Genomic DNA, 22331 nt, shown 5'->3' with positions numbered 1-22331 from the left:
GGTGAGCCCTAGACTTGCGAGGTGTCACTCGCCGTCTGGTTCTCCCTGCTGACCGCCTGCGTGGTGATCAGCTTCACGCCGGGTGCCGGCGCGATCAACACGATGTCCAACGCTCTCAGTCAGGGGTGGCGGCGATCGATCTGGGGCATCATCGGGCAGCAGCTCGCCCTGATCGTGCACGTCGTGATCGTGGCTGCCGGCGTCGGGCTGCTGGTCTCGCGATCCGAAGTCCTGTTCAACGTCATCCGTTATGCCGGGGCGGCGTATCTCGTGTTCCTCGGCATCCGCCTGATCCTGTCGAAACCCCACCTGACCGAGACTGACGACCTCACGGTCATCGATTCGCGTGAGAGCCACTGGTCCATGATCCGGCGGGGGTTCTGGGTGAACCTGTTGAACCCGAAAGCGATCGTGTTCTTCCTGGCGTTCATCCCCCAGTTCATCCGCCTGGACCAGCCGCAGCTGCCCCAATACCTCACGCTGATCACCACCGTCATCGTGGTCGACGTGCTGGTCATGTGGGGCTTCTTCGCGGCGGCTGCCCGCCCCTTCCGCCGTCTCACCCGCTCACCGCGCGGTCAACGCACGCTCAACACCGTCTTCGGCGTCCTCTTCATCGCGGTCGCGGGGCTGCTGGTCTTCCTCCATTGAGGTCGCCGCGGATCCCCCGCTGAGCACCCGTCTAGGCTGGAACGTGATGGAGATGGATGCCGTGGCCTTCGAGGCCCTCGTGATCGACGAACTCGACCGTCTGCCTGACGACATGGTGGAGGGCCTCGAGAACGTCGTCTTCGTGGTCGAGGACCGACCGGAAGACGGGAGCCTGGATCTCCTGGGACTCTACGACGGCTTGGCGCTGACGGAGCGGACGCAGTACGGCATGGGCGAGCTCCCCGACCGGATCATCGTGTTCCGCGAGCCGCACCTGGCTGCGTGCGACTCCGAGGACGAGCTCCGCGACGAGGTCCACACCACTCTCGTGCACGAGATCGCCCACTTCTACGGCATCGATGACGAGCAGCTCCACGAGTTGGGGTGGGCATGAGCACCCCTCTCGTGACGCCCGACCTCGACGAGGTCACGGAGCTCAGCGCTGCTCCGCTCGAGCCGTGGCAGGTCGTCGTCTGGAACGATCCGGTCAACCTCATGAGCTACGTGGTGCGCGTGTTCCGGACCTACTTCGGATACAGCAAAGACCACGCGACCTCGCTGATGCTCGCCGTGCATCATGAGGGTCACGCCATCGTCGCCACCGGCCCGCGGGAGACCATGGAAGTGCACGCGCAGGCCATGCACGACTACGGGCTCTGGGCAACCGTGCGAAAGGCACCGCAATGACCTCGGCGACGATCATCCTCCCGCTCGCGTACCTCGAGGGCGTGCATCTGGCGCAGCTGGTGGACGACTTCGCCGAGCTCGTCGGAGCCGACCGCGACGTGCATGATCCGGCGATCACTCGGCTGACGCCGACCCCGTATCCGGACGATGAGGAAGCATCGGACTCCTTCATGGAGAGCACTCGCGAGGATCTGCTCGATCGTCGTCTCCTCGACGCGCACACCGTGCACAACGCGCTCCAGGGTTTCCAGGCGGTGGATGACCTCACCGAGGCCGATGCGCTGGCACCGCACGACGTCGTCATCCGCGCCGCGGACATCGACGCGTGGACGCGCACGCTCACCGCGCTCCGCCTCGTCATCGCCACCCGTCTGGGCATCACGTCCGACGACGATCACGATCCGGAAGATGACCGCTACGGCATCTACGACTGGCTCGGGTATCGCCTCGAGACGGTGATCAGCGCCGCGGACGAGATCGACTGAACAGGTCGATCGTCAAGGGATCTCGACGATTCGAGTCGCGTGTGCACGCGGGTCGTCGCGCTCCACATGGCGCAGCTCCTGCGCGGCCCATCGGTCCCAGTGGGGCCGGTAGGTCTCGCCGTCGCGTGCGAGCGCCCGAGCCTTCCTCACCGGATCCGCCGCATCCACCCAGATGCGCACATCGGCGAGGGCGGCGGTGGCCGGCGTCAGCACCCCGCTGCCCTCGATGATCACCCCGAGCGCCGGGTCGACCGCATGGCTCTCTGCCGGCGCTTCGCTCTCCCAGTCCCAGCGGTTCCAGGTGCCGAGGTAGCCGCGTCCGTGCGGACGCAGGACACCGTCCAGGACGTGCCCGACTCCCGCGTCGAGCCCGTCCCATCCCGGATACAGCGAGTCGAGCGCGATGACCTGCACACGCCCGGTCAGCGGCCACTGCCTCGCCACCCTGGCCGCCAACGACGACTTGCCCGCCCCGCTGCGTCCGTCGATGAGCACGACCGGGTTCGCTGCCGCGAGAGCGCGGATGTCCTGCGTGATCAGTGTCGCGGCACGCTCGAGCGCGGCGGCGACGAGATCGTCACTTCTTGAGGGCACGGATGATGCGGCTGAATGCGCGACCGGCGACCCAGACGAACGGAACGGCGACGACGAGAAGCGTCACGATGTTCGGCTCGAACCGGAGTCCCTCCTCGCGGCGCACGTAGACGCCAACGGGAACGGACACGCCGCCCCCACCGCCGCCTTCTGCGCCATCACCGCTGCCGCCCCCGAAGCCCGAGTACGTGAAGGCGACCGGGGTGATGCTGACGCCGTCGACGTCCTGCGGTTCGCCATAGGCGCTCTTCACGCCGAAGGTTGCAGCTTGCTTTCCGAGTTCCAGTGCGATGTTCGGCATGGTCCCACGGTACTCGACAGAACGCGTGCGCGCGGGGTCAGTCGAGACCATGCGCCTTCGGATGCTGTACCGCGCCGCGCCCGTCGTCGCGTCCCAGATGTCGAGCCCGTGTGATCGTGGCAGTCCCGAAACGCGCGACCGCGTCGTCGACGGCCCCCTCCACACGGCGCCAGTCCTCATCGTCGTCCCACAGGCCGAGCCCGCCTCCCCCGGCAGGGCGGAGCTTCTCGGCACGGACTCCGACGAGACGAATCGGGTCGCGCCGCTCGATCTGCTCGAACAGCGCATTCGCCGATTCGCCGATACGCTGCCCCACCGCCGTCGGCTCGGTCAGCGTCTGCGAGCGGCTGAGGGTGCGGAAGTCATCGAAGCGCACCTTGATCGACACCGTGCCCGCTTCCCACCCGGCACGACGCAGTCTGGCGGCGACCCGATCCGCGAGCCGCAGCAGTTCCCCGCGGAGGAAAACTCTGTCGGTGACGTCGTCGTCGAAGGTCTCCTCATGCCCGACACTCTTCTCGACGCGATCGGTCTCGATGATCCGGGCGTCCTGTCCTCTGGCGAGCTGGGCGAGCCGCGCGCTCAGCGCCGCTCCGACCGCGCGGTCGAGCATCTCCTGCGGTGCGTCTCGGATGTCCTGGATAGTCCTGATGCCGCGAGCCTCGAGGGCTTCTGCAGCCTTCGGGCCCACCCCCCACATCGCACGGACCGGACGTGGCGAGAGGAAGTCGAGGGTGTCAGCGGCGGATACGACCAACATGCCATCGGGCTTCGCCACGGTGGACGCCATCTTCGCCACATGCTTGGTGGCCGCCACACCGACGCTGCAGGTGATCCCGACCTCGGCACTCACGCGTTCGCGGATCAGCGCGGCGATCTGGGCCGGGCTCCCCCAGAGCCGCCGGACGCCCTGAACGTCGAGGAAGGCCTCATCGACAGAGAGCGGCTCGACCAGAGGCGTGAACGACTCGAAGATCGCCATCACCTGGCGCGAGACCTCTTGATAGCGGTGGAAATGCGGCATCACGATGCGCGCTGTCGGGCACAGCCGCATCGCCTGGGCGACCGGCATCGCGGCGCGCACCCCGTAGCGGCGGGCCTCGTAGGACGCGCTGGACACGACTGATCGTCCGTCCGGCGCTCCGATGATCAGCGGCAGCCCTCGCAGGCGGGGATCGTCGAGCACCTCGACCGCTGCATAGAACGCGTCCATGTCGACGTGAAGGATACGGGTGCCGGAGTCGTCGGCATCCGCGGGCGAGACGGTCCGCCCTCTACCGTCGCCGTGTCCCATATGACCATTCTCCCCTGGGCCTCCGACATGGAGGCCCAAGGTCGAGGGTTACTGTGCTGCGCGCTCGAGAACCAGTTCGCGCACCCGAGCGGCGTCGGCCTGGCCCTTCATGGACTTCATCACGGCACCGATCACGGCGCCGGCCGCCTGGACCTTGCCGTCCTGGATCTTCGCGAGCACGTCGGGCTGAGCGGCGAGAGCCTCATCGATCGCGGCGATGAGCGCACCGTCGTCCGACACCACCGCGAGTCCGCGGGCGTCGACGACCTCCTGCGGCGTGCCCTCTCCGGCGATGACACCTTCGAGTACCTGGCGTGCGAGCTTGTCCGTGAGGGTTCCCGCGTCGACGAGCAGCTGCAGCGCAGCCACGTTCTGCGGGCTGATCAGGGCGGCGGCGTCCTTCTCCTGCGCATTCGCCAAGCGGCTGATCTCACCCGTCCACCACTTGCGAGCGGTCGCGGGAGTGGCCCCCGCGGCGATCGTCGCCTCGACCTCATCGATCAGACCACCGTTGCGGACGTCCTGGAACTCCAGGTCGGTGAAGCCCCAGTCCGCCTTCAGGCGGCGGCGGCGCGCGACGGGCTGCTCCGGCAGTGCGGCCCGCAGCTCCTCGATCAGCTCCGGCGCCGGCTGGACGGGCAGCAGGTCGGGCTCGGGGAAGTAACGGTAGTCGTCGGCGTCGGACTTCGGACGGCCGGGCGATGTCGTGCCGGTGTCCTCGTGCCAGTGACGCGTCTCCTGCGTGATCGTGCCGCCGTCTGCGAGTATCTGCGCCTGCCGCTGGATCTCGTACCGCACAGCGCGCTCGACCGAACGCATCGAGTTGACGTTCTTCGTCTCGGTGCGCGTGCCCAGCTTCTCGGCGCCGCGCGGGCGCAGCGAGACGTTGGCGTCACAGCGGAGGTTGCCGCGCTCGAGGCGTGCCTCCGAGATGCCGAGGCTGCGCACGATGTCGCGGATCGTCGAGACGTAGGCCTTCGCGACCTCGGGAGCACGGTGCTCTGCCCCGAAGATCACCTTGGTGACGATCTCCACGAGAGGAACGCCCGCGCGGTTGTAGTCGACGAGCGAGTACTCCGCGCCCTGGATGCGACCGGTCGCACCACCCATGTGGGTGAGCTTGCCGGCGTCCTCCTCCATGTGCGCGCGCTCGATCGGGATCGTCACGAGCGTGCCGTCCTCGAGCTCGACCTCGACGGAGCCCTCGAAAGCGATCGGCTCGTCGTACTGCGAGATCTGATAGTTCTTGCCCAGGTCGGGGTAGAAGTAGTTCTTCCGCGCGAACCGGCTCGACTCGGCGATCGAGCAGCCGAGGGCGAGACCCAGACTGATCGACGAGCGGATCGCGGTCTCGTTCACGACCGGCAGCGAGCCGGGCAGGCCGAGGTCCACGGGCGCGATGAGCGTGTTCGGCGCGGCGGAGTGGAAGGCCTCGTTCGCCGGGTTCGGGGCATCGGAGAACATCTTGGTGTTGGTGTTCAGCTCGACGTGCACCTCGAATCCGAGAACCGGCTCGAACAGCTCGAGCGCCTTGTCGAAGTCCATGAGCTTGGTGGTGGCCATCAGCGGTTCCCTCCTGCGTGGTTCGTCTCGCTGCGTTCGCTCAACCGCGGTGCACGCGTGAGGAGCGGCGCACCCCAGGAGTCGAGGAGCACCGCTTCGAGCGCGGCGCCGACGCGGTACAGACGGGCGTCCTCCCTGGCCGGGGCGATGAACTGGATGCCGACGGGCAGACCGTCCTCGGCGGCGAGACCGCTGGGGATCGAGATGCCGGGCACTCCGGCCAGGTTGACCGGAATCGTCGTGATGTCGTTCAGGTACATCTGCAGCGGGTCGTCGATCTTCTCACCGAGCTTGAACGCCGTGGTCGGAGCCGACGGCGTCGCGATCACGTCGACGTCGGCGAAGGCCGCGGCGAAGTCCTGCTGGATCAGTGTGCGGACCTTCTGGGCGCTGCCGTAGTACGCGTCGTAGTATCCGGCGGACAACGCATAGGTGCCGAGGATGATGCGTCGCTTGACCTCGTCACCGAATCCGGCATCGCGCGTGGCGGACATGACGTCCTCGACCGTGGGGTTCCCGTCCGGGGTGACGCGCAGGCCGAAGCGCACCGAGTCGAACTTCGCGAGGTTGCTCGATGCCTCGGCGGGGAGGATCAGGTAGTAGGCGGCGACGCCGTACTCGAAGTGCGGAGCGCCGATCTCGACGATCTCCGCTCCCTGAGCCTCCATGAGCGCAAGCGCGCTGCGGAACGACTCGGCGACTCCGGGCTGGAAGCCGCTGTCGGGAAGCTCGCGGATGACACCGACCTTCAGCCCCTTGAGCACATCGCCGCGTGCGCCTTCGCGCGCCGCGGCGGCGAACGACGGCCACTGGTCGCTGAGGGAGGTGGAGTCCTTCGGGTCGTGGCCTCCGATGACATCGTGCAGCAGTCCGGCATCGAGGACGGTCCGGGAGACCGGGCCGACCTGGTCGAGGCTCGACGCCAGAGCGATGGCGCCGTAGCGGCTGACTCCGCCGTAGGTCGGCTTCACGCCGACCGTTCCGGTCACGTGGGCCGGCTGGCGGATGGACCCGCCGGTGTCGGAGCCGAGCGCGATCGGCGCCTCGAAGGCGGCGACCGCGGCGGCCGAGCCTCCACCGGATCCGCCGGGGATGCGGTCGAGGTCCCACGGGTTGCGGGTGGGACCGTAGGCCGAGTGCTCCGTGGAGGATCCCATCGCGAACTCGTCCATGTTGGTCTTGCCCAGCGGCACGAGGCCGGCGGCACGGGAACGGGCGACCACGGTGGCGTCATACGGCGAGAGGTAGCCCTCGAGGATGCGCGAGCCGCTGGTGGTGGGCTGATCGGTCGTGACCAGGACGTCCTTGATCGCCAGCGGGACACCGGCGAGCGGACCCAGGTCCTCCCCCGCCGAACGCTGAGCATCGATCGCCGCAGCGGTGTCGAGCGCATGGGCGTTGATGTGCAGGAAGGCGTGGACGTCGCCGTCCACCGCGGCGATGCGGTCGAGGTGCGCCTGCGTCGCCTCGACGCTCGACACCTCGCGCGAGGCGAGCTTCGCGGCGAGTTCTGCCGCGGTCAGTCGGATGATGTCGCTCACTGCTCTTCTCCCAGGATCGCCGTGACACGGAAGCGGCCGTCGGCGGCATCCGGTGCGTTCTGGAGCACCTGCTCGTGCGTGAGCGTCGTGCCGACCACGTCGGGGCGGAAGACGTTGCTCAGCGGAATCGGGTGGCTCGTCGCGACGATGTCGTCGGTTGCCACCTCGGACACCTTCGCGATGTTGTCCACGATGGCGTCGAGCTGGCCCGTGAGCCGCGACACCTCGTCGTCGTTCAGCTGGATGCGCGCGAGCACACCGAGATGGCGTACAAGATCAGGGGTGATTTCAGACACGGCCCAAGTCTAGTTGTCGCGCCCGCCGCCGCTCGCCCGCCGCTCCCAGCGCGCGGCCTATGCTGAGCGGGTGAGCACGTTCCAGCCTCCTCGCCCGTGGGTCGCCAGCTACGCCGCCGGTGTCCCGGAAGACCTCGCCCCCGTTTCCGGATCGCTGATCGACATCGTCGCCGCATCCGCTCGGGACTATCCCGACGCACCGGCCTTGCAGTTCTTCGGACGCGAGACCACGTACGCGGAGCTTCAGTCGGCGATCGATCGCGCCGCCGCCGGCCTGCGCGACCGCGGCGTGCGCGCCGGTGATCCCGTCGCGATCGTGCTGCCGAACTGCCCGCAGCACATCGTCGCCTTCTACGCCGTCCTGCGCCTGGGCGCGGTCGTCGTCGAGCACAATCCGCTGTACACGCCGCGTGAGCTGCGCAAGCAGTTCGAGGACCACGGCGCGAAGCACGCGATCGTCTGGAACAAGGTCGTTTCCACGGTCCAGGAGTTCCCCTCCGATCTCGCCGTCGACACCCTGATCTCGGTCGATGTCACACGGTCGATGCCCTTCCTCACCCGATTCGCCCTGCGGCTTCCCGTCGCCAAGGCGCGCGAGTCGCGCGCGGCCCTGACCGAGAAGGTGCGCGGAACCGTGCCGTGGGAGACGCTGCTCTCCGCTGACCCGCTCCCCGCATCCCACCCCCGCCCGTCCACCGACGATCTCGCGATCATCCAGTACACGTCCGGCACGACGGGCACTCCGAAGGGGGCGGCGCTCACGCATCGCAACCTGCTCGCCAACGCGGCTCAGGCACAGGCCTGGGTCCCGTCGATCCAGCGCGGCAAGGGGTGCGTCGTCTACGCCGTGCTGCCGATGTTCCACGCCTACGGCCTGACGCTCTGTCTCACGTTCGCCATGTCGATGGGAGCGCGCCTCGTGCTGTTCCCGAAGTTCGACCCCGATCTGGTACTCGACGTGATGAAGAAGCACCCGGCGACGTTCCTGCCGCTCGTGCCGCCGATCGCCGACCGCCTCCTCGCCGCGGCCACGCAGAAGGGCGTGTCGCTGGCAGGTGTCGAGGTCGCGATCTCCGGGGCCATGGCGCTGCCGCACGAGCTCGTCGTGCCGTTCGAGGAGGCGACCCACGGCTACCTCGTCGAAGGCTACGGTCTCAGCGAATGCTCCCCGGTGCTGATGGCGAACCCCGTGGCGGCCAACCGCGTCCCCGGGACGGTCGGCCTTCCGCTTCCCGGCACGGAGTGTCGAGTCGTCGATCCCGAGAATCCGACTGCCGACGTCCCCGCCGGTTCGGCCGGCGAGTTGGTCGTGCGGGGACCGCAGGTCTTCTCCGGCTACTACGGCAAGCCCGAGGAGACCGATGCGGTCTTCGTCGACGGGTGGTTCCGCACGGGCGACATCGTCACGATCGATGACGCCGGCTTCATCCGGATCGTCGATCGGATCAAGGAGCTGATCATCACCGGTGGCTTCAACGTGGCACCCACCGAGGTCGAGAACGTGCTGCGCCAGCATCCGCAGGTGGTCGATGCCGCTGTCGTCGGGCTGCCCAGCGACCACTCGGGTGAGGAGGTGGTGGCGGCGATCGTCGTCGACGGGACCGCAGATCTCGATGTCGAGGCGATCCGCGAGTTCGCCCGCACGATCCTGACCCCCTACAAGGTGCCGCGCAGGATCTTCGTCGTCGATGAGCTGCCGAAATCCCTCATCGGCAAGGTGCTCCGCCGGCAGGTCAAGGAGAAGCTCCTGGCCCTCACGACGGGCGCCTGAGGACGCGCTCACAGGCAGGGAGCAGCGCGCCACGCTACCCTTGGTCAGTGACTCCTGAAGATGCAGTGCTGACCGACGCCCCCGAGGACTCCCCCGCGACCCCCGGATTCGAGGAACTCGGCATCACCGGGCCCGTCCTCAAGGCGATCCGTGATCTCGGATACGAGACCCCTTCCCCCATTCAAGCCGCGACGATTCCCACCCTCCTCGCCGGACGCGACGTCGTCGGCATGGCCCAGACCGGAACCGGTAAGACCGCGGCCTTCGCGCTTCCCGTCCTCGAGCGCCTCGACGTCTCGCAGAAGTCGCCCCAGGCCCTCGTGCTGGCGCCGACCCGCGAGCTCGCCCTGCAGGTCTGCGAGGCCTTCGAGTCCTACGCCTCCAAGATGAAGGGCGTGCACATGCTGCCCGTCTACGGCGGACAGGCGTACGGGGTGCAGCTCTCCGCGCTGCGCCGCGGCGTGCACGTGATCGTCGGAACGCCCGGCCGCATCATGGACCACCTCGCCAAGGGCACCCTCGACCTCTCCCAGCTCCAGTACCTGGTGCTCGACGAGGCCGACGAGATGCTCAAGATGGGTTTCGCGGAGGACGTGGAGCAGATCCTCGCGCAGACGCCGGTCGAGAAGCAGGTCGCCCTGTTCTCCGCGACCATGCCCCCGCAGATCCGTCGCCTCGCGCAGAAGTACCTGCGCGATCCGGAAGAGATCAGCATCAAGTCGAAGACCGCGACCGGCACGAACATCACGCAGCGCTACCTCGTGGTTTCGTATGCGCAGAAGGTCGACGCGCTCACCCGCATCCTCGAGGTCGAGAACTTCGACGGGATGATCGTCTTCGTCCGCACCAAGAACGAGACCGAGACGCTCGCCGAGAAGCTGCGAGCTCGCGGCTACTCCGCTGCGGCGATCAACGGCGACGTCCCCCAGGCTCAGCGCGAACGCAGCGTGAACCAGCTGAAGGCCGGCAAGCTCGACATCCTCGTCGCGACCGATGTCGCCGCTCGCGGTCTCGACGTGGAGCGCATCAGCCACGTCATCAACTTCGACATCCCCACCGACACCGAGTCGTACGTGCACCGCATCGGACGAACCGGCCGTGCCGGCCGCAGCGGTGACGCGATCAGCTTCATCACGCCGCGCGAGCGCTACCTGCTCAAGCACATCGAGAAGGCGACGCGTCAGGTGCCGACGCAGATGCAGCTCCCCAGCACTGACGATGTGAACACGACGCGTCTCGCGCGCTTCGATGATGCGATCACCGCTGCACTGGGCGATGCCGCACGTGTCGACAAGTTCCGCGACGTGATCGCCCACTATGTGCGCAACCACGATGTGCCCGAGGCCGATGTGGCCGCGGCGCTCGCGATCGTGGTGCAGGGCGACACCCCGCTGCTCCTCGACCCGGCCGACGACCCGCTCGCCAAGGCGCTCGAGGCAGACAGCCGTCCGCCCCGCGAGCGAGGCACCCGCGAACCCCGCGAGCCGCGCTCCGAGCGTCGCGGACGCGGCGACTACACCGCCTACCGCATCGAGGTCGGCCGCCGTCACCGCGTCGAGCCGCGGCAGATCGTCGGCGCCCTGGCGAACGAGGGCGGACTCGGTCGCGATGACTTCGGCGTGATCAACATCCGTCCCGACTTCTCGACCGTCGAGCTGCCGTCGAACCTCAGCCCTGCGGTGCTCGACAAGCTCCGCGACACCCGCATCTCGGGTCGTCTGATCGAGATCAAGCCGGATCGCGGACCGGTCGGTCGACGCAACAGCGGACCCCGCGACGCCGAAGGCGGGCGCGGTGACCGCTTCGAGCGCCGCGACCGCGACGAGCGCCCGGCCCGCACGGATCGCGACGAGAAGCCGTTCCGTAAGCCTCGCCACAAGGCCTGAGCGACGCAGGATCAGTGAAGAGCGGGACCGGTTCGCCGGTCCCGCTCTTGTGTCATCTGCGCTTCAGGTTCCCGCGGAATCGGCGGACGGGAGGGCGTCGGGACCCTCCGTCACGAGGATATGGAACTGCGCGGCGTCGAGGATGCGCAGTCCGAGTTCCTCCGCCTTGGCGAGCTTCGAGCCGGCACCCGGCCCTGCGGCCACAAAGTCGGTCTTCTTGGACACGCTCGATGCCGCCTTGCCACCGGCCCGGATGATCGCCTCCTGCGCGCCATCTCGCGTGTACCCGTCGAGTGAGCCGGTGGCGACAACGGTCGACCCGTCGAGCACTCCCCCCTCCGTGACGGCCGCGCCGGGACCGGGGTGCCCCGGCGTCGACCACTGCACGCCGGCATCGGCCCACGCCTGCACGATCTCCTGATGCCAGTCCACCTCGAACCAGTCGAGCAGCGAATCGGCGATGATCCCGCCGACGCCCTCGACGGCCGCCAGCTCCTCGCGTGACGCCGAACGGATCGCATCGAGCGAGCCGAACCACTGGGCGAGCGCTCGAGCCGCGACGGGACCGACGTGTCGGATGTTCAGCGACACGAGCAGCCGCCAGAGCTCCTTGGTCTTCGCTCTCTCCAGCTCGGCCAACAGCGTCAACGCCTGCGACGAGGGCTGCGGACCGTGGGTGCCCGCCTTCTTCTCGGCAGCGGTCGGGTTGCGACGGAACGGCGCCCTGGTCTTGACCACGCCGTCGTCATCCTCCTTGGGGAGCCCGGTCTCGGCGTCGCGCACGAACAGCTCGATCGGCACCAGCTGGTCGAGCGTGAGGGCGAACAACCCCGCCTCAGTGATGAGCGGAGGAACCTCGGGCGTCGTCGGCTGGGTCAGCGCGGCCGCGGTCACCTCGCCGAGCGCCTCGACATCAAGAGCGCCCCGAGAGCCGATGTGCTCGACGCGACCCCGCACCTGCGCGGGGCAGGAGCGCGCGTTGGGGCAGCGAAGGTCGATGTCTCCCTCCTTCATCGCACGGAGCGGGGTTCCGCACTCCGGGCAGTTCTCGGGCATCACGAACTCGCGCTCGGAGCCGTCCCGCCGCTCGACCACCGGGCCCAGCACCTCGGGGATCACGTCGCCCGCCTTCCGGAGCACGACCGTGTCACCGATCAGCACGCCTTTGGCCTTGACCACGTCCTTGTTGTGCAGTGTCGCCTGCCGCACGACCGATCCCGCCACGTGCGCGGGCGCCATCACCGCGAAGGGAGTCGCTCTGCCGGTGCGCCCCACGGACACCACGATGTCGAGGAGCGTGGTCTGCACCTCCTCCGGCGGGTACTTGTAGGCGATCGCCCAGCGCGGTGCGCGGCTCGTCGCGCCGAGCTCGTCGTGCAGAGAGAGCTCGTCGACCTTGACCACGATGCCGTCGAGCTCGTGCTCGATGTCGTGTCGATGCTCGCCGAAATAGGCGACGAAGTCGGCGACGTCGTCGATCGTCGCGCACACCTTGGTGTGCGGACTGGTCGGCAGGCCCCACTCCGCGAGCAGACGGTACACCTCGCTCTGGGAAGCCACGGGAGGGTCCTCCCAGGCTCCGATGCCGTGCACGTAGAGCGCGAGCGACTCGATGCGCAGCAGTCCGGCCTCGAGTTCGAGGCCCTCCTTCTTGTCGATCTGCTGCCGGAGTCCGCCACTGGCGGCATTGCGCGGGTTCGCGAACGATGGGAAACGTCGTGCTGCCGCCGTCTTGGCCTTCTCCTCGTCGAACGGCTTCTTGGCCCCGTTGCGCGCCTCCCACCGGCTCAGCGCATCGTTGTAGGCACGTTCGCGGAAAGCCGCCTGTGCAGCGTTCAGCCGCTCGAAAGCGGCCACGGGGATGAACACCTCACCGCGCACCTCCACGATCGGAGGGTGCCCGCTGCCCACGAGCCGCTCGGGGATCTCCGGCAGCCGCAGCGCGTTCTCGGTCACGATCTCTCCGACACGACCGTCACCGCGTGTGGCCGCCGAGGTGAGCACACCGTTCTCGTAGCGGAGGTTGATGGCGAGGCCATCGATCTTCAGCTCGGTCAGCCACGCGACATCGCGCCCGGCCGCTGCCCGCGTCTTCGCAGCCCATTCCCTGAGCTCATCGATCGAGAACACGTTGTCGAGACTCAGCATCCGCTCGGCATGCTCGATGGTGGCAAGGCCCGTCGCCTCGGCCGCTCCGACCATCTGCGTCGGCGAGTCCTGGCCCTGAAGCTCGGGATGCAGTCTCTCGAGCTCTTCGAGCCGATGCATCCAGCCGTCGTAGGTGAAGTCGTCGACCACGGAGGTGTCGCGTCCGTAGTAGGCATCCTTCGCCTCCAGGATGCGTGTGGTCAGCCCCTCAGCCTCGATGCGGGCGTCTTCCAGCGAGATGTTCTCAGGCACCCCGTCAGTCTACGAGCGCGCACCGACATCGCTCCGGTGCCTCGCTGTTCCGCGAGGGTCAGACGCCGACAGGCACGGCCGACACGGTCGTATCGATCGTGAACTGGCCGAGCACGCGGGTGCCGATGTACAACACGGCGGTCTGTCCCGGGGCGACGCCGTCGAGCGGCTGCTCTGGCACGACGCGCACGCCGTCCGCCGTGACGAAGGCGGTTGCCGGCACCGGCTCCGCATGCGCGCGGATCTGCACGTGGCAGAGGAAATCGGCGTCTGCGGGACCCGCACCGGCCCAGCTGAAGCGCGCACCCGAGATCTCTCCGATCGCGAGCGCCTCCTTGGGACCGACCACGACCGTGTTCGACACGGGGCGCACCTCCAGCACGAAACGCGGCTTGCCGTCAGGTGCGGGGACCCCGAGCTTCAGCCCTCGGCGCTGTCCGACAGTGAACCCGTGGGCGCCCTCGTGCGAGCCCACCACTGCTCCGCTGCGATCGACGATCTCACCCGTCGCGGTGCCGACCTTCTCGGCCAACCAGCCGCGGGTGTCGCCGTCGGGGATGAAGCAGATGTCATGGCTGTCCGGCTTCTGCGCGACGGTCAGGCCCCGCTCCGCGGCCTCTGCGCGCACGATAGCCTTCGACGGCGTCGTGCCGAGCGGGAAGTAGGTGTGTGCGAGCTGCTCGGCGTTCAGCACGCCGAGCACGTACGACTGGTCCTTGGCGTTGTCGGATGCGCGGTGCAGTTCCAGTCCGGATTCACCCTCGATGAGCGTCGCGTAGTGCCCCGTGCACACCGCGTCGAATCCGAGCTCGATCGCCCGCTCGAGCAGCGCGGCGAACTTGATCTTCTCATTGCAGCGCATGCAGGGGTTGGGGGTGCGACCGGCCTGGTACTCGGCGATGAAGTCGTCGATCACGTCATCGCGGAACCGCTCGGAGAAGTCCCACACGTAGAACGGGATGCCGAGACGATCGGCGGCGCGGCGCGCATCCATGGCGTCCTCGATCGTGCAGCACCCGCGGCTCCCGGTGCGCAGCGTCCCTCCGGCTCGCGAGAGTGCCAGATGCACTCCGACCACGTCGTGCCCTGCCTCCACGGCGCGCGCAGCCGCCACGGCGGAGTCCACTCCCCCGCTCATCGCTGCCAGTATCCGCATGGGACCAGTCTACGAGCGGGTGCCTGTGCGGGACCCGGATGCACGCAGGTAGGTGTCGGCGATGACGTCGAGCACCGCATCCACATCCGCGTCCGTCGATGTGCGTCCCAGCGTGAACCGCAGCACGCTGCGGGCATCCTGCTCGCTCCGCCCCATGGCGATCACGACGTGAGAAGGCTCGGCCACACCGGCTTGACACGCAGAACCCGTGGATGCCGCGACACCTGCGACGTCCAGGAGGAACAGCAGGCTCTCTCCCACCGCACCGGGGAACAGCAGGTGCGCGTTGCCGGGAAGACGATCGTCACGGTCACCGAGCAGCTCTGCGGCTGGAACTTGCGCCCTGATCCCGTCGACCAGACGATCCCGCAGCGTCGAGAGCCGTACGCTCTCCGCCTCGCGTTCCCGTTCGGCGAGCTCGATCGCGGTGGCGAAGGCCGTCGCACCCGCGACGTCCTGAGTCCCGGCGCGGAGGCCGCGCTGCTGCGCACCGCCCCGCAGGAGTGCGGTCAGCTTGGCCGTGCGCGCCACCACCAGTGCGCCCACGCCGACCGGAGCCCCGATCTTGTGGCCGGCGACGCTCAGCGCCACCAGCCCCGCTCCCGCGTCCGCCGCCCCACGCACTCCACGGAACGACAGAGGAACATGTCCGAGCGCTGCGACGGCGTCGAGGTGCAGCGGAACACCGGCCGAAGCGGCGACCGCTGCCAGAGCTGCGGCATCGTTGATCGTGCCGACCTCGTTGTTCGCGACGAGCGCGGTGGCGAGGGCGGCGCCGGGCAGCCGCTCCGCGAAGTCCGACGACGCGATGCGCCCGTCCGACTGCACCGGGACCGCGCGAACGACGGCGCCCTCGGCGGACAGGGCTGCCACGGTGTCCATGGTCGCGTGGTGCTCCGCGTCGGGCAGCACGATACCGTCCGTCCCCGCCGCTCGCGCATGCCAGAGCCCTTGCAGCGCCAGGTTGATCGACTCGGTACCGCCCGAGGTGAACACGACCTCGATCGGGTCGGCGTCGAGTACCGCGGCGACACGCTCCCGCGATTCCTCCAGGAGCCGTCGGGCGTCCTGGCCGGCTCCGTGGGTCGACGATGCGTTGCCCACCAGCTCAGAGGCCGCCAGCCAGGCGTCGCGCGCCTCCGGCCGCAACGGCGTGGTGGCCGCGTGATCGAGATAGTGCCGCATGAGTCCATGCTCCCCCATTTCCGCACCCCCAGGGCGCAGGGAACTGAGTGCACGATGTGCTGGCACCGGGTCACATCCGCCTAGTGTGTACTCATGCCCGCGTCCCGAGACTTCACAGCGCCCGGCGGAACCGCTCTCGACGACCTCGGCGTGCGCCTGCACGACGGAGTCGGAACGCTCCGCGTCTGGTCACAGAACGCATCCTCCGTCGAACTCGTCGTGTTCGATGCCACCGACCTCGACTGGGCGACCGATCAGGTCGCCCTGGAACGGCTTCCCGGTGGCATCTGGCAGGTGACGACGTCGCTCCTCCAGCCGGGTACGCGCTACGCGATCCGGGTGGGCGGCCCGCACGGCCCGGGAAACACGTTCAACCCCGAGACGCTGTTGCTGGACCCGTACGCGCGGGGCCTCGCACAGGGCGACGGTTACGAAGAGTGGCGCTCGGTCGTCATCGTCGACGGATTCGACTGGGGCGACTCGCGGAAGCCCCGCATCCCCCTCGACCGGACCGTGATCTACGAAGGCCATCTCAAGGGGCTGACCAAACGCCACCCCGACGTCCCGCCTGCGCTGCACGGCACCTACGCCGGACTCGCTCATCCTGCGATGATCGCGTACTTCCATGAGCTCGGGATCACCTCGGTCGAGCTGCTCCCCGTGCACGCGTTCGTTCCGGAGCCCCGCCTTCTCGAACGCGGCCTCACGAACTACTGGGGGTACAACACTCTCAACTTCTTCACGCCGCACAACGCCTATGCCAGCGAGGACGCCCGCAAGCAGGGCCCGGAGGCAGTGCTCGCGGAGTTCAAGGGCATGGTGCGCCTGCTGCACGAAGCGGGTATCGAGGTCATCCTCGACGTCGTCTACAACCACACCTCGGAAGAGGGCATCGGCGGACCGCGCTCGAGCCTGCGCGGAATCGACAACGCCAGCTACTACCGGCAGGACGAATCCGGCGCGTACATCGACACCACCGGATGCGGGAACACGCTCAACACCTCGACAGATGCGGGTGCGCGACTGGTTCTCGACTCCCTGCGCTACTGGGCGCAGGAGATGCAGATCGACGGGTTCCGGTTCGACCTCGCCGCGGCGATCGCCCGCGACGCGTCGCACACCTACACGCCCGAGCACCCCCTGCTCACCGCTATCGCGAACGATCCGATCCTGCGCGATACGAAGCTCATCGCCGAACCGTGGGACGTGGGCCTCGGCGGATGGCAGACCGGCAACTTCCCCGCCGGTTGGCATGAGTGGAACGACCGCTACCGCGACCGCGTCCGCAACTTCTGGCTCAGCGACATCGACTACGCGCGACGTGCATCCGCTCCGGTCGGCATCGGCGGCTTCGCGACGCGTCTCGCCGGCTCGTCCAACACCTTCAGCGAGGATCGCGGGCCTCTCGCCAGCGTCAACTTCGTGACAGCCCACGACGGCTTCACACTGCATGATCTGGTGTCCTACGACGTCAAGCACAACGAAGCGAACGGCGAACAGAACCGCGACGGCGCCGACATGAACCGCGCCTTCAACCACGGCGTGGAGGGCCCGACCGACGACCCGACGATCCTCGCGGCACGGCGGAAGGCCATGCGCAATCTCCTGGGCACGCTGCTGCTCTCCGCTGGCATCCCCATGCTGACGGCGGGCGACGAGGTGGGCCGCACACAGCGCGGCAACAACAACGCCTACGCGCAGGACTCCGCCTTGACGTGGCTGGGCTGGGAGTTCGAGCCCTGGCAGAACGATCTGCGGGCGCATGTCTCCCGGCTCATCGCGCTCCGCGCATCGAACCCGGCGCTGCGGCCGAGCCGCTACGCCCGCCTCGGCGAGCACATCCCGAATGCCTCCGTCATGGACTGGTTCGACCAGAACGGCGAGACCATGGAGAGCGCGCAGTGGGCGGACCCCGGAAACCGCACCCTGCAGTACGTCGCAGCATCGACGCCTGATCGAGAGCAGTACAACCGGATCCTGCTGATCGTGCACGGCACCGAGTCGCCGATCGATGTGCGGCTGCCGGATGAGATCGAGGACGCGACGCGGTTCGTCTCGCTCTGGTCGAGTGCGGATGAGAGCCCATCCGACGTCGAGGAGGTCTTCTCCCCCGGCGATGTCCTGCCGATCCCCGGAACCTCGATGAGACTCTTCCGCGTGGAATGACGCCCGTGCCGACGCACCAGGAGCCGTCGCTACCCGCGGCCTCTTCCGCGCGGTACATTCGGGGGGTGGCTGCACGTGCTGGTACCCGGTCCTCGGCTCTTCGGAGCTCCGCTCAGATCCCGACGCGCGCCCTGGTCGGTGATACCGGCAGAGCGGGTCTCATCGCGACGAGGCTTCCGCTCTCGGACCCATCGCCGTCCGTTCCCGGCGGTTTCCCGGCGAAGGCCTTCGCCGGCGAGGTCGTCCCGTTCAGCGTGGTCTCGTTCCGCGAAGGCCACGACACGATCGGCGTCCATCTCCGGCTCACGGATCCACACGGCGAGGAGAGCCTGCATCGCCTGACGCCGCGCAACGACGGCACCGACCGATGGGCGGTCGATGTCGCCCTCGATGCCCAGGGGCCGTGGACGTATCGGTTCGAAGCGTTCTCCGACGATTTCGCGACGTGGGCCCACGCCGCATCAGTGAAGGTCGCGGCCGGCGTCGATGTCGACGTCATGGCGGCGCTCGGAGCCCAGCTGCTCACCCGTGCCGCGGCGGAGAGGGATCGACCCGCCGCGCAGCGCACGCGACTTCGTGCGGATGCAGCCGCCCTCGCGACGGGAGGGGCAGCCACGACACTCGCGTTGTCCACCGACCCCGCCCTCGCCCGGGTCTTCGCCGACCGCCCGGCGATCACCTTGAGTTCCACGTCGGACACGCAGTCGATCGTCGTCGACCGCACCGCCGCAGGCGTCGCGGCCTGGTATGAGTTCTTCCCGCGCTCCGAGGGCGCGAAGCGGCTGAAGGACGGCACGGTCAAGAGCGGAACATTCCGCACGGCCGCGAAACGGCTGCCGGCGGTCGCCGCCATGGGCTTCGACGTGCTGTACCTCGTGCCGATCCACCCGATCGGCGAGACGAACCGCAAGGGGCGCAACAACACGCTCACCACCGAGCCGGGCGATCCGGGGTCCCCCTACGCGATCGGTTCGGCTGACGGTGGGCATGACGCCATCCACCCCGACCTCGGCACCGCACAGGACTTCCGTGCCTTCGTGCGCGCGGCGCACAGAGAGGGGCTCGAGATCGCGCTCGACCTGGCGTTGCAGGCGTCGCCTGATCACCCGTGGGTCACCGAGCACCCCGAGTGGTTCACGACGCTGCCGGACGGCACGATCGCCTACGCCGAGAACCCGCCCAAGAAGTACCAGGACATCTATCCGCTGAACTTCGACAACGATCCAGAGGGCATCTACGCCGAGATGCTGCGCATCGTGCAGCACTGGGTCCGGCAGGGCGTGAAGATCTTCCGGGTCGACAACCCGCACACCAAGCCCCTGCAGTTCTGGGAGTGGCTGATCGCTGTGGTGAACGCGGAAGATCCGGATGTGATCTTCCTCGCGGAGGCCTTCACCCGTCCTGCGGTGATGCGGGCTCTCGCGGCGGTCGGGTTCCAGCAGAGCTACAGCTACTTCACCTGGCGCAACACCAAGGCGGAGCTCGAGGAGTTCCTCACGTCGGTGTCGCAGGAGACCAGCGACTACATGCGTCCAAATCTCTTCGTGAACACACACGACATCCTCACCGAGTACCTGCAGTTCGGCGGGCGAGCGGCGTACCGCATCCGCGCATGCATCGCGGCCACCGCCGCTCCCCTGTACGGCGTCTACGCGGGCTACGAGCTGTTCGAGAACGTCGCCAGACCCGGCTCCGAGGAGAACATCGACAACGAGAAGTACGAGTACAAGTTCCGCGATTGGGAGGGTGAAGAGCAGCGCGGTGACTCGCTCGCCCCCCTTCTGCGGTCTCTCAACGCGATCCGCCGCGCGCATCCGGCGCTGCGCCAGCTCCGCAACTTCCGAACGCACTGGAGCGATGACGACGCCGTGCTGGTGTACAGCAAGCATCTGGACGCCGCGTTCACCGGCACCGGCCGCTCGGACACGATCATCGTCGTCGCGAACGTCGACCCGCATTCGGTCCGCGAGACGACCGTGCACCTCGACACCACGGTCTGGGGGGTCGCACCCGGCGAGAGCTTCGAGGTCGAGGATCTGCTCACCGGAGCGGTCTGGACCTGGAACGACCACAACTACGTGCGCCTCGACGCCTTCACGGAGCCGGTGCACATCCTGAAGGTGAAGGAGCGGTCATGAGCTACATCGAAGACGTCGCGGCATCCACCGAATGGGAGGCGGTCGCGGCCGGTGCGTTCCACGATCCCCATGCCGTGCTCGGCTCGCACCCGATCACCGACGCCGCTGATCGCACAGTCACCGTCATCCGCGCCCGACGTCCACTCGCCTCGTCCGTGGCCGCGGTCTTCGCGGATGGCAGCCGCCTCGAGCTGGCACATGTCGCGCACGGGATCTGGGAGGCGCGACATGACGGCCCACCCATCCCCTATCGCCTCGCCACCGCGTACCGCGACGATGCGGAGACGGTCGCCGGCGATCCGTACCGCCACCTCCCCACGTTGGGCGACCTCGATCTCCATCTCATCGCCGAGGGCCGGCACGAGCGGCTCTGGCACGTCCTGGGTGCGCATCCTCGCACGCTGGACGGCGAAGACGGAGTCGCGTTCTCCGTGTGGGCGCCGAATGCCACCGCGGTACGCGTCGTCGGGGACCACAACGGCTGGAACGGTGAACCGCACGCGATGCGCTCGATGGGCGTCAGCGGCATCTGGGAGCTCTTCATCCCCGGGCTGCACGCCGGAGACCACTACAAGTTCCAGATCCGCACGCGGGAGGGCTCCTGGATCCTGAAGGCCGATCCGATGGCCTCGCGCGCAGAGGTCCCACCCGCCACGGCATCCGTCGTCGCGACCTCCTCCTACGATTGGGGGGACGGCGCCTGGATGACGCGCCGCGCCGCCACGCACGCGGTCGCGCAACCTCTGTCGATCTACGAGGTGCACCTCGGGTCGTGGCGCGGCGGTCTCACCTATCGTGACGCCGCCGAGCCGCTCATCCAGCACGTGACGGACACCGGCTTCACCCACGTCGAGTTCATGCCGCTGGCCGAGCACCCCTTCGGTGGTTCCTGGGGCTATCAGGTCAGCGGCTACTACGCGCCGACCAGCCGGTTCGGCAGCCCGGACGACCTCCGCTACCTGATCGACCGCCTGCACCAGGCGGGTATCGGCGTGATCATGGACTGGGTGCCGGGCCACTTCCCCAAGGACGCATTCGCCCTCGCGCGCTTCGACGGCCAGCCGTTGTACGAACACCCCGACCCGCGCCGGGGCGAGCATCAGGACTGGGGCACTCTGATCTTCGACTACGGACGCCCCGAGGTACGCGGCTTCCTCGTCGCGAACGCGCTGTTCTGGCTCAGCGAGTTCCACGTCGACGGCCTCCGCGTCGATGCGGTCGCCTCGATGCTCTACCTCGACTACTCGCGCGACGCCGGTGAGTGGGAGCCGAATATCCACGGCGGGCGGGAGAACCTGGAGGCCATCCGCTTCCTCCAGGAGGTCAACGCGACCGCCTACCGCCTCCACCCCGGCATCATGATGATCGCCGAGGAGTCCACCAGCTTCCCCGGCGTCACCGCTCCGACCGACCACGCCGGACTCGGCTTCGGGTTCAAGTGGAACATGGGGTGGATGAACGACTCGCTCCAGTACATCGAGCGCGACCCGATGTACCGCGCGCACCACGAAGGCGAGATGACGTTCTCCTTCGTGTACGCGTTCGGCGAGAACTACCTGCTCCCGATCAGTCACGACGAGGTCGTGCACGGCAAGGGCAGTCTGCTCGCCAAGATGCCGGGCGACCACTGGCACAAGCTCGCCAACGCCCGCGCTTATCTGGCGTACATGTGGGGCCACCCCGGCAAGAAGCTGCTCTTCATGGGACAGGAGTTCGGCCAGCTTGCCGAATGGTCCGAGGGCAGAGAGCTCGATTGGTGGCTGCTCGACCAGCCGTCGCACCGACAGCTGCAGGATTTCGTCGGTGCGCTCAATCGCACGTACCGGGCGCAGGCTCCGCTGTGGGAGCGCGACAGCGACGGCTCGTCGTTCTCCCGCCTGGGCGCGCCGAGCTGGGATCCCACCGTGATCGCGTTCGAACGACGCGACGCGCACGGAGGCCGAGTCGTCGTGGTGAGCAACTTCGCGGGAGTCGAGCGCGCGGGCCACCGCCTGGCCCTCCCGAAGGAGGGGGTGTGGCAGGAGATCTTGAACACTGACGCGGGAGAGTACGGCGGGCGTGGCTCCGGGAACCTCGGACTCGTGTACGCACACGCGGAGGGCGATTCAGCGATCGCCACCATGACGTTGCCCGCGCTGTCGACCATCTGGCTGCGTCATCAGAACGACCCGCACGTACCGACCATCAGCCGCGGCTAGGGTTCGGCGCGGCGCCATC

Annotated in this window: 18 protein-coding genes; 9 read left to right on the top strand and 9 right to left on the bottom strand. The window is 68.2% G+C overall.

Translation table 11 applies throughout. The annotated features are described in order from the left end of the window. Positions 1–21 precede the first annotated feature (21 nt). The 4 genes from ACIOVG_RS11465 to ACIOVG_RS11450 are packed head-to-tail and all read left to right on the top strand — an operon-like array spanning position 22 to position 1823. Positions 22–651 (top strand): LysE family transporter, encoded by a 630-nt coding sequence (locus ACIOVG_RS11465; protein WP_400873251.1) that lies wholly within the window; start codon positions 22–24, stop codon positions 649–651. Positions 652–697: 46 nt separating this feature from the next. After that, on the top strand, positions 698–1045 hold the full coding sequence (locus ACIOVG_RS11460) for a metallopeptidase family protein (protein ID WP_400873248.1): 348 nt from the start codon (positions 698–700) through the stop codon (positions 1043–1045). Beyond that, positions 1042–1338: an ATP-dependent Clp protease adapter ClpS gene (gene clpS / locus ACIOVG_RS11455; RefSeq protein WP_400873245.1), complete on the top strand. Its 297-nt coding sequence runs from the start codon at positions 1042–1044 to the stop codon at positions 1336–1338. The genes ACIOVG_RS11460 and clpS overlap by 4 nt, the downstream gene beginning before the upstream one ends. Beyond that, positions 1335–1823 (top strand): DUF2017 family protein, encoded by a 489-nt coding sequence (locus ACIOVG_RS11450; protein WP_400873242.1) that lies wholly within the window; start codon positions 1335–1337, stop codon positions 1821–1823. The genes clpS and ACIOVG_RS11450 overlap by 4 nt, the downstream gene beginning before the upstream one ends. Before the next feature lie 12 nt (positions 1824–1835). On the opposite strand, the gene ACIOVG_RS11445 is transcribed toward ACIOVG_RS11450, so the two are convergent. Genes ACIOVG_RS11445 through gatC form a run of 6 tightly spaced genes read right to left on the bottom strand, consistent with a single transcriptional unit; the run spans position 1836 to position 7412 of the window. Further along, positions 1836–2417 carry a hypothetical protein gene (locus ACIOVG_RS11445; RefSeq protein ID WP_400873239.1) on the bottom strand — a complete coding sequence of 194 codons (582 nt, stop codon included), beginning with the start codon at positions 2415–2417 and terminating at the stop codon, positions 1836–1838. After that, complete coding sequence (locus ACIOVG_RS11440) at positions 2401–2718, bottom strand: hypothetical protein (RefSeq protein WP_247630036.1); 318 nt, start codon at positions 2716–2718, stop codon at positions 2401–2403. The genes ACIOVG_RS11445 and ACIOVG_RS11440 overlap by 17 nt, the downstream gene beginning before the upstream one ends. 37 nt (positions 2719–2755) lie before the next feature. Beyond that, positions 2756–4012, bottom strand: coding sequence for a DNA polymerase IV (gene dinB / locus ACIOVG_RS11435; protein WP_400873235.1), 1257 nt, complete (start codon positions 4010–4012; stop codon positions 2756–2758). A 48-nt stretch (positions 4013–4060) separates the two neighbouring features. After that, positions 4061–5575, bottom strand: a complete 1515-nt coding sequence (gene gatB, locus ACIOVG_RS11430) for an Asp-tRNA(Asn)/Glu-tRNA(Gln) amidotransferase subunit GatB (RefSeq protein WP_400873232.1) — start codon at positions 5573–5575, stop codon at positions 4061–4063. Next, on the bottom strand, positions 5575–7116 hold the full coding sequence (gene gatA, locus ACIOVG_RS11425) for an Asp-tRNA(Asn)/Glu-tRNA(Gln) amidotransferase subunit GatA (protein ID WP_400873229.1): 1542 nt from the start codon (positions 7114–7116) through the stop codon (positions 5575–5577). The genes gatB and gatA overlap by 1 nt, the downstream gene beginning before the upstream one ends. Further along, complete coding sequence (gene gatC / locus ACIOVG_RS11420; protein WP_247630032.1) at positions 7113–7412, bottom strand: Asp-tRNA(Asn)/Glu-tRNA(Gln) amidotransferase subunit GatC; 300 nt, start codon at positions 7410–7412, stop codon at positions 7113–7115. Before gatC ends, gatA begins: the two co-directional genes overlap by 4 nt. Positions 7413–7482: 70 nt before the next feature. Here gatC and ACIOVG_RS11415 point away from each other — a divergent pair, with 70 nt between their 5' ends. Both ACIOVG_RS11415 and ACIOVG_RS11410 read left to right on the top strand, forming a co-directional pair. Further along, positions 7483–9183 (top strand): long-chain-fatty-acid--CoA ligase, encoded by a 1701-nt coding sequence (locus tag ACIOVG_RS11415; protein WP_400873226.1) that lies wholly within the window; start codon positions 7483–7485, stop codon positions 9181–9183. Between the two features lie 47 nt (positions 9184–9230). Further along, positions 9231–11069 (top strand): DEAD/DEAH box helicase, encoded by a 1839-nt coding sequence (locus ACIOVG_RS11410; RefSeq protein ID WP_400873223.1) that lies wholly within the window; start codon positions 9231–9233, stop codon positions 11067–11069. A 63-nt stretch (positions 11070–11132) separates the two neighbouring features. Here ACIOVG_RS11410 and ligA read toward each other — a convergent pair whose 3' ends face one another. From ligA to ACIOVG_RS11395, 3 genes are read right to left on the bottom strand one after another with little or no spacing between them, the layout of a single operon-like run. Next, positions 11133–13469: an NAD-dependent DNA ligase LigA gene (ligA, locus tag ACIOVG_RS11405; protein WP_400873221.1), complete on the bottom strand. Its 2337-nt coding sequence runs from the start codon at positions 13467–13469 to the stop codon at positions 11133–11135. A 58-nt stretch (positions 13470–13527) separates the two neighbouring features. After that, a complete protein-coding gene (gene mnmA, locus ACIOVG_RS11400; protein WP_400873218.1) occupies positions 13528–14625 on the bottom strand; it encodes a tRNA 2-thiouridine(34) synthase MnmA in 1098 nt (365 codons plus the stop codon). Between the two features lie 9 nt (positions 14626–14634). Next, the gene (locus tag ACIOVG_RS11395; protein WP_400873215.1) at positions 14635–15810 is read right to left on the bottom strand and encodes a cysteine desulfurase family protein; all 1176 of its coding nucleotides are present in this window, start codon (positions 15808–15810) and stop codon (positions 14635–14637) included. Positions 15811–15903: 93 nt separating this feature from the next. On the opposite strand from ACIOVG_RS11395, the gene glgX reads away from it, so the two are divergent. The 3 genes from glgX to glgB all read left to right on the top strand — a co-directional run bounded on the left by glgX (position 15904) and on the right by glgB (position 22312). Continuing rightward, positions 15904–17976 (top strand): glycogen debranching protein GlgX, encoded by a 2073-nt coding sequence (gene glgX / locus ACIOVG_RS11390; protein ID WP_400873213.1) that lies wholly within the window; start codon positions 15904–15906, stop codon positions 17974–17976. A 65-nt stretch (positions 17977–18041) separates the two neighbouring features. Next, positions 18042–20114, top strand: coding sequence for an alpha-1,4-glucan--maltose-1-phosphate maltosyltransferase (locus ACIOVG_RS11385; protein ID WP_400873210.1), 2073 nt, complete (start codon positions 18042–18044; stop codon positions 20112–20114). Next, positions 20111–22312, top strand: a complete 2202-nt coding sequence (glgB, locus tag ACIOVG_RS11380) for a 1,4-alpha-glucan branching protein GlgB (RefSeq protein WP_400873207.1) — start codon at positions 20111–20113, stop codon at positions 22310–22312. The genes ACIOVG_RS11385 and glgB overlap by 4 nt, the downstream gene beginning before the upstream one ends. Positions 22313–22331 lie beyond the last annotated feature (19 nt).

Origin of the sequence: Microbacterium sp. NPDC087591 (assembly GCF_044743625.1) — a bacterium.
Lineage (GTDB): Bacteria > Actinomycetota > Actinomycetes > Actinomycetales > Microbacteriaceae > Microbacterium.
This window is presented reverse-complemented; position numbering and strand designations above follow the sequence as displayed.